This is a genomic window from Caballeronia choica (assembly GCF_001544535.1).
In the GTDB taxonomy this organism is placed as follows: Bacteria; Pseudomonadota; Gammaproteobacteria; order Burkholderiales; family Burkholderiaceae; genus Caballeronia; species Caballeronia choica.
In genome coordinates this window covers 1-7,057 of record NZ_FCON02000248.1, presented here as the reverse complement: position 1 = coordinate 7,057, position 7,057 = coordinate 1, and the positions used below count along the sequence as shown (strand labels likewise).

Below are 7,057 nucleotides of genomic sequence, written 5' to 3'. Positions count from 1 at the left end.
CAAATGACGATGCAATCTTCATTCTGAGTGTGCCAGTTAGATATCCAGAGCAGAAAACGGGTTGTTCAGACCTTCCCAAGATAAAAAAGCCAGTCGACCTGGGCTTCGTCGATTTCACGCGCATCGAAGGCAGGCGCCGCGCCTGTCATGAAGAGTGCCGACTGAACCGGCGCCTCGCCGAGCCAATCTATATCGCTGTAGTACCGATCGTGCGCGTCGGGCGCACCTGCATGCTGAACGCCTAGGGACACCCAGTAGATTACGCCGTCACGATGAGACGGTTCAATGAGCGACACGTCTTTTCAAACCTGCTCGCAGCCGGCGAACTCGGCGTGGACATCATCGAGAGCGCGGCGGACCGACTCGCACACTTCCATCGCTGCACCCCCAGGAGCCCGCCTCGTCGCGCCTACGGGTTGGCCGACCAAGTCCAAACGCAGGTGCACGCAATTCTTGCCGCGCTTGATCGCGAGTCCGCCGAGACCGTCGCCGCGGAGGTACGCGCATGGTGCGGGTTGGAATTTGCCCGACTCGCCGAGCACATCGACGCGCGTTGTGCACAGGGTTTTGTACGCGAGTGCCACGGTGACCTGCATCTCGAGAACGTCGTGCTAGCCGGGCGCAATGTGCTCATGTTCGACTGCATCGAGTTCAGCGAAGCTCTGCGGTGGATCGATGTGATCAGCGATCTCGCCTTCCTCTACATGGATCTCCACGCTCACGACCGCCCCGATCTCGGGACGCGACTACTGAATCGCTGGCTCCGCGCGACGGGCGACTTCGCCGGACTGCGCGCTATCCGCCTGTACATCGTCTATCGCGCACTGGTGCGAGCGCTCGTCGAGACGTTGAAGGCTCGCAACGCAGAAGGTGCAGACGGCCGAACGCGCGCCAGCAGGTACCTGCAATGGGCCCTCGAGGCGGTGCGGGAAAGGCAGCCGTGCCTGCTGCTCTGCCATGGCTATTCCGGCTCGGGCAAATCTGCCGCGAGCGCGGCTCTCGCACCGCTCATCGGTGCAATAAGGCCTTCGAGCGACATCGAGCGCAAGCGTCCCGCCCCGTTTGCGCCGCTCCTGGAGCGCGCGCTGTCACGTGACGCATACCTTCCCGAAGCCGTCGACTTCCAATACGCCACACTGCTGAGTCTTACGCACCAGGTGTTGGAGGCGGGTTATTGCGCCCTCGTCGATGCGAGTTTCCTTCATCACGAACATCGGTCGCGCTTCGCCGCTCTTGCGCGCTCGATGCAGCTGCCCCTCGTGATCCTTGATTTCCGTGCGGCTCCATCTTGCTTGCAGAGGCGCGTTCGCGAGCGTTCGATGGGCGCATATCAGCCCTCCGACGCGAACGAAACCGTCCTTGCGCGGCAGCTTGAAAATGCGGACCCGTTGACTCGCGAAGAACTTTCTTCAACGGTCGTGTTCGCTACCGATGTACCCATCGCCTCGTTCGAGGAGCCCGCCTACTGGAAGCCTTTGCTCGCCCGACTGCACCGTGCGGGCGGGTTGCACGACGAACGTGAGGAAACGCAATGGTAGCGCGCACTTCGTTGGACTACCGATTGTTGGCATCGAATCTCAGGGCTCGCCGATAACGGCGCAGCAGCGAGTCTGCTTCGCACGGCGTTTAATTCAGATCAGAGCGGCCCGTCCGCGAGCGTACATAGTCCATACTGGAACATTCGACAAACCGGGAAGCCAGCAGAGCCATGTCACTCCTCGTTAATCTTGACGGCGTGCGGCACGCATACCGCCTCTGTTTCGTGCGTACACCCTGGGCGTTCTTCACGCGGGTCCCGCTCGATCAGCAATGGGGCGAGTACTGGGAGCGCGCGCCTTATCAGGAATCAGCCGGAGATCCCTACGACGATGCGCCCGATCAGATCCTGAAAGTTGCTTTCGACGGACCACTGTTCACGCCCGATGCGGGTCGCGACGGTCATATCCGAAGCGTGCTCGACATCAACGCGGGCCAAACGCCGTGGCTACGTACGGAAAGCTACGCGGGAGGTCTGCCGCTGCACATCATGGCTGACGTAACGCTGGAATCGTTTGCTATTTCTGTCGAACTCCGGGTGGGTGCGTCTATGTTCCCTTGGGTTGGGGGGTTCCTCCCGCCTCGGTCGCGTCGCCGGTCGGCAGTACATGATTTACCCGAACGCGCGCGCGACTCGTGGAAGGCGGTTCTTCGCCGTTTTCGATTCTTTGGTGGACATGTAGTGCGCCTGTCGTCCGCGTTCCCGCGCGACAAGGACACTTGTGGCGAGGCGCGCGCAAGCGCGGGTGAGGTAAGCTCGACAAGCTTGAAACGCATGCGGGTACGACTGATTTCGCTCGTCCCTTTGCTTGCGGTGCACCTTCTCTAATGAACAAATGAAGGTGTCCCTTTCGCAAGCCGTGAGCGTGCGAGCATACTCACCAGAGCGGACGTTACTGCCGTTGCACGGACGCTCATCGATCCACGCCGCTTACGAGACTGACTTGTGCACGAGCATCAACGGGCTCTCAGCCATCCGCGCAACCCGGCCTGCTACGCTGCCAAGCATCCACCGTGCCGGGCCTCGCCGGCCATGCGTTCCCATCACGACCAAATCGGCGCCCCAAGCGGTTGCTTCGCGAACGATCGTGTGAGCAATGTCGTCACTTGTGATATCGGTGCTGGCGATCGATGTCTCGACATGCGCCAGCGCCAAGAACGGAAGCTCAGCCAGAACCTCGCGGGCTTTGGCAATGGATGCGTTTCCCTCTTTGATAAAGGCATCTTCCAGTAATTGGATCGGCACGAAGTCACTGTAACGGATCGCGCGGTCGACGACATAGATAACCTTCAGTTGCGCTCCAGGCCCGGCCAGTCGCGCGCCGATCCTCAGCGCCTCTTGCGACGTTTCGCTGCCGTCGATCGCGAAGAATAGCCGTTGCGGTGCGTGGTTCGATTGCTTTTCGTCGTGGGCCGGCACAAGGATGATCGCGCACGCGGCAAGCCGCATAACCGGCTCCGAGACGGTTCCTTCGACCCAGCGCAGCAGACCATGATGCTGACGTGACCCAAGCACGAGCAGGTCCGCATCGAAGTCCCGAGCGGCATCCACCATTGCATGTGCGACGTCCCCGCCGTGCTTCGCCAGGTCGATGAGTTGCGCTTGAGCCGCGGCAGGAAGATGAGCGAACGATGCCCGCGCTTTCGCCAATGCGTTTTGCATGTCGTCCATCAACTCGCCACGCGCCGCGCTCAAATCGAGGCCCGCCAGCGGCGCCATTGGGATCAGGATCCGTGGGTTCTCCATTACGCCGATGATCCGTAGATGCGCGCCGGCTCCCAACAGATTCCGCACAAAAGCCGCTGCGCGCTCCGACGCGACTGACGAGTCGACGCACAGCAGGATTCGCTGGAAACCAGTAGCAGCATCGTCGGGCGCTGTGTTCTCGGCAATTGTGTTCCTGGTGCTCATCAGTCTTCTTCCTTTCTAGCGGGATCGTATGACAGTCCACATCAACCGTTACATCCCTTCGATCTGCGATAGCGACATGACATATCTTCGTTCGAGCGTTTCCGCGCGATTGCGCGCTGCTTTCAATTTCAGGAAGAGAAAGCGGGCTTCGCCACGCGCCACGGCTTTTCAAAACACATGCCGGCACTGCCTCTCGATACCTCGTTATGCTCGACGCGCCCCCGCGGAGCAGAGATGCTCGATCTTGATCGCGTCCGAACCTGCCCTCCGCCTCGTGTGTGTCGGCGGCGCCACTCGGGTCACGCAGTTCACTTTACCGGAGAGGCGCACGGCGGAACTCCATCATTCGACCTCGAGATTATCGACCACCGCGTGAACACCCGGTGCGGACCACGCCGCGCCCCTTGCGGCCATTCGTTCGGCATAGGTACCCACCTTGCCGGCAAGGGTGACGGTGCCGTTTTGCACTTCGATCGCGATATGCTTTGCTTCCCGTTCGGCGTGCCGCTGTAGCGCTCGGCCGATTTTCTCGCTGACGTCGCCCGCAGCCACGTGGGCACGGACCTCGATCAAATTCGCGACGCCCGTGACGCCTCGCATGTGGGAGATCCTGCGCGCGGCGACCTGGCTCTGGAAAGCCAAGTCGACTTCCCCACGCAGCGTTACCCAACCCTTTTCCACCTGGACCTTCACGGCCCCTTCATGGAGTCCCACGGTCCAGCGCAACAGAGTATCGGCAGCGCTGGCGATGTCCGCATCGTTGCGCACATCGGAGTGAGGGAGGCGAACTTCCATTTCGATGACGACCGCCTTCACGCCTGCCACGCGCTGCACTGCTTTCTCCGCCGCCAGCTTTTCTGAATAGCTCGACGGATGACCTGACAACGTCACCACGCCGTCCTCGACCTCGACTCCTATGCCCGTCGAGTTCACGTCGGGTGTCCAGTCCAACTCTTCTTCCACGTCCTCTTTCAACTTGCGATCCGTTTTCATCGTACCTCTCTCCGATACTTGACGAGCGCGTGGACGCACCGCGCGCTCGTGGGTCTCAATTAATCTGCAAACGCTTCTGTTCTGACGCAGTCTTCTTCGGCAACGTCAGCGACAGCACGCCGTCCTGATACTGGGCGGTCGCGGTCGCGTCGTCGATGTCGCTCGCCAGCGAAAACGACCGGCTGACTGCGCCCGCATAGCGCTCGCGGCGGATGACGCGCTCGCCTTCTTTCTGTTCCCTGTCTCGTTCCACCTTTGCGTTGATCGATACGACATTTCCGTCTATTTTCACGTCGATATCCTTCTTGTCGACGCCCGGCAACTCCGCCTTGACCTGATACGCTGTGTCATTTTCGGTGACGTCGATTTTCATCTGCGCGAGCGGCGCGTCCTCGTTGCTGATACCACGCAGCGGGCGAAACAGACCCTGAAACATCTCGGATACCGGTTCGATCGAGAACGGATCAAAACGAGACAAATTGCTCATCGCACATCTCCTTCAAGATTTTGAACCGCGACAAAACAACGGGCCAGGATTGCGCAGATCTGACCCGACCTGACGGCTCGCATTGAAACTGCGGGTCCACGAAATGACTCTAGACCCGCGCAACCTGGACCGTTTGACCTGCGTCAAACAACTCGAACCCATGCGCGTCAGCCGGTCGAAGCCGGGCGAGCGTGCAAGACGCGATTCGTGATCAGACACCGGAGTCAGAGGGTCCTTCGGTGGATACGCGCCGAAAAGAGTCATCGACTATCGTCTTTCCTCACCAACAGCAACGGCGTCTGCGTGAGTTCTGCGACCCGTCCTGAAACGCTGCCAAGCATCCAGCGAGCGACACCCCGTCTGCCGTGTGTACCCATGACGAGAAGATCCGGCTGCCAGCGCGTTGCTTCTCGCGCGATGGCGTGCGCCACGTCGTCGCCGCTTAGCTCGGTTTCTGCAAGCTCCGCATCGAGCATGACGCCGCCAGCATCACGCGAATGCGCGAAGACCTCCCTTGCCTTCTCAAGCGCTACCTTTCCCTCTTCCACGAAGGCGTCTTGCAGCACGGAGAGCGGCACGAAGTCGGTCACTCTCGCTGCACGGTCTACGACATAGATCGCTTTGAGCAGCCCGTCCGCCGCCGCCAGCTTCGAGCCGATTCGCAGCGCCTCCAGCGATGCGGGACTGCCGTCGATTGCGAACAGCATCCGCTGCGGTCTGCCGCTCCAGTCCCTTTCGCATTGCCCGGGAACGACCAGGATCGCGCAACCCGCGATCTTCAGCACCGGCGCGGAAGCCGCCCTTTCGACCCAGCGAAGCAGTCCGCGATGATGACGCGAGCCGAGGACCATTAAATCGGCCTGCCACTTCTGTGCCTCGTGCGATAACGCGTGAGCCGCGTCGCCTCCGTCCTTCACAAGATCGATGATCTCGCTATCAACTGACGCGCCGGACGCGGTCAGGCACTCGTGCGCTGCGAGACATCCTGCCTTCACCGCCCTCAGAAGTTGCGCATGCGCCGCGCTCAGATTGAACGCAGCGAGCGGACCTAATGGAAGGACCGCGCGCGCATTTTCCAGCACGCCAACGATGTGCACCTGGGTCTTTTCGGTCGCGAGATGGCGGACGAAAGCCGCCAACCGTCTTGATGAAGTGGTCGAATCGATGCACAGCAAGATCCGATTGAGACCGGTGTTGACTTGGTGTTCGGTTGCAGAATTCATGATCGGCTCCGCCATTCAACATAAGCCTGAGACTCAGGCTTTCTACCGCGTCTTTCTTCCAGTTGTGCAGCCGATATTGACGATGCGCCCGGAAACCACGCTCGGCCGTCCCGACAATGATGGGCATGTCGACAACTCCGAGATCGTTGATCACGGGTTGAGCGCATTCTGCACAGGAGTCGAAGTCCGCGGCATCCCATTTGTACGTGAAATCGACGACCGTTATCGCTCTCCTGCGCAGGCCACTTGGCAACGTGGTCGTTGCATTGCGAAAGTCTGGTCACAACGGTCAGCCCGGCATCATGCAGCCGCCGGCTGACGCCGCGCCGAGGCCGCCCATTCCGCCTGTCACCAGGGCGACGCGCCTGGACGACGTGGTGGTCTCCTCGGCGAAGGCTTTGCCAAAGACCGTCTGGTTCCGCATCGTCACGCCCACGCCCAACTGTCAGAGGCTCACTGTCTCGGAGACGTTCGTACGGGCGACGTCGAAAGAGTCGTGAAATTCAATCTCCATGTCATCTGCTTTCCGGGCGGCTGCCGGGGCCCCGAGTCTCAATCTATGCGCCGTGCTCCCGCACTCCTTGACCTGCATCAATCGGAATGGACGAAGCCCGGGAACCGCGGAGTGCTTGATCTGCGTCAACGGACGCTGCGTCGCGGCCCATAGACTCGAAACAAGAGCAAAGCACTCAAGCGCTATTCAACAACCGGAGCTACCTCGATGGGCTACAAGAGCATCGTTGTTCACCTTGACGCGAGCGAGCGCGCGCATCCGCGCCTCGAATTCGCCCTGCGCCTCGCGAAGCATTTTGGCGCACATCTGACGGGCGCCTACGCGGTTTTCACCCCTGAGCCGCGCTCGTTCTATGTGATGGCCGGTTCAGCCGAGTACTTTGAAAAGCATGA

The 7,057-nt window shown here is 60.7% G+C and carries 8 protein-coding genes and 1 pseudogene; 5 read left to right on the top strand and 4 right to left on the bottom strand.

The genetic code is table 11. The annotated features are described in order from the left end of the window. From AWB68_RS48600 to AWB68_RS41320, 3 genes and pseudogenes are all read left to right on the top strand, one after another. Window positions 1–245: hypothetical protein (locus AWB68_RS48600; RefSeq protein ID WP_200828944.1), on the top strand; the 245-nt coding region annotated here is incomplete at its 5' end. Between the two features lie 27 nt (window positions 246–272). Further along, window positions 273–1,538: a bifunctional aminoglycoside phosphotransferase/ATP-binding protein gene (locus AWB68_RS41325; RefSeq protein WP_087649926.1), complete on the top strand. Its 1,266-nt coding sequence runs from the start codon at window positions 273–275 to the stop codon at window positions 1,536–1,538. A 170-nt stretch (window positions 1,539–1,708) separates the two neighbouring features. Next, window positions 1,709–2,148, top strand: a pseudogene (locus AWB68_RS41320) (hypothetical protein). Between the two features lie 319 nt (window positions 2,149–2,467). Here AWB68_RS41320 and AWB68_RS41315 read toward each other — a convergent pair. The 4 genes from AWB68_RS41315 to AWB68_RS41300 form a co-directional block, all read right to left on the bottom strand. Next, a complete protein-coding gene (locus tag AWB68_RS41315; protein ID WP_087649925.1) occupies window positions 2,468–3,448 on the bottom strand; it encodes a universal stress protein in 981 nt (326 codons plus the stop codon). 342 nt (window positions 3,449–3,790) lie between these two features. Then, entirely contained in the window at window positions 3,791–4,441 is a 651-nt protein-coding gene (locus AWB68_RS41310) for a BON domain-containing protein (protein ID WP_087649924.1), read from the bottom strand. A 55-nt stretch (window positions 4,442–4,496) separates the two neighbouring features. Beyond that, the gene (locus tag AWB68_RS41305) at window positions 4,497–4,928 is read right to left on the bottom strand and encodes an Hsp20/alpha crystallin family protein (RefSeq protein WP_087649923.1); all 432 of its coding nucleotides are present in this window, start codon (window positions 4,926–4,928) and stop codon (window positions 4,497–4,499) included. A gap of 260 nt (window positions 4,929–5,188) precedes the next feature. Continuing rightward, window positions 5,189–6,151, bottom strand: a complete 963-nt coding sequence (locus AWB68_RS41300; RefSeq protein ID WP_160110169.1) for a universal stress protein — start codon at window positions 6,149–6,151, stop codon at window positions 5,189–5,191. Between AWB68_RS41300 and AWB68_RS47615 the strand changes: the two genes are divergently transcribed. Beyond that, the gene (locus AWB68_RS47615) at window positions 6,150–6,470 is read left to right on the top strand and encodes a hypothetical protein (protein ID WP_125483231.1); all 321 of its coding nucleotides are present in this window, start codon (window positions 6,150–6,152) and stop codon (window positions 6,468–6,470) included. The two genes, AWB68_RS41300 and AWB68_RS47615, sit on opposite strands and share 2 nt — an antisense overlap. A 402-nt stretch (window positions 6,471–6,872) precedes the next feature. Continuing rightward, a partial coding sequence (locus AWB68_RS41290) for a universal stress protein (RefSeq protein WP_160110168.1) occupies window positions 6,873–7,057 on the top strand: 185 nt, incomplete at its 3' end.

Coding starts and splice junctions, on each gene's coding strand:
- AWB68_RS47615 (WP_125483231.1), top strand. CDS start 6,150: ATGATCGGCTCCGCCATTCAACATAAGCCTGAGACTCAGGCTTTCTAC.
- AWB68_RS41305 (WP_087649923.1), bottom strand. CDS start 4,928: ATGAGCAATTTGTCTCGTTTTGATCCGTTCTCGATCGAACCGGTATCC.
- AWB68_RS41310 (WP_087649924.1), bottom strand. CDS start 4,441: ATGAAAACGGATCGCAAGTTGAAAGAGGACGTGGAAGAAGAGTTGGAC.
- AWB68_RS41300 (WP_160110169.1), bottom strand. CDS start 6,151: ATGAATTCTGCAACCGAACACCAAGTCAACACCGGTCTCAATCGGATC.
- AWB68_RS41315 (WP_087649925.1), bottom strand. CDS start 3,448: ATGAGCACCAGGAACACAATTGCCGAGAACACAGCGCCCGACGATGCT.
- AWB68_RS41325 (WP_087649926.1), top strand. CDS start 273: ATGAGACGGTTCAATGAGCGACACGTCTTTTCAAACCTGCTCGCAGCC.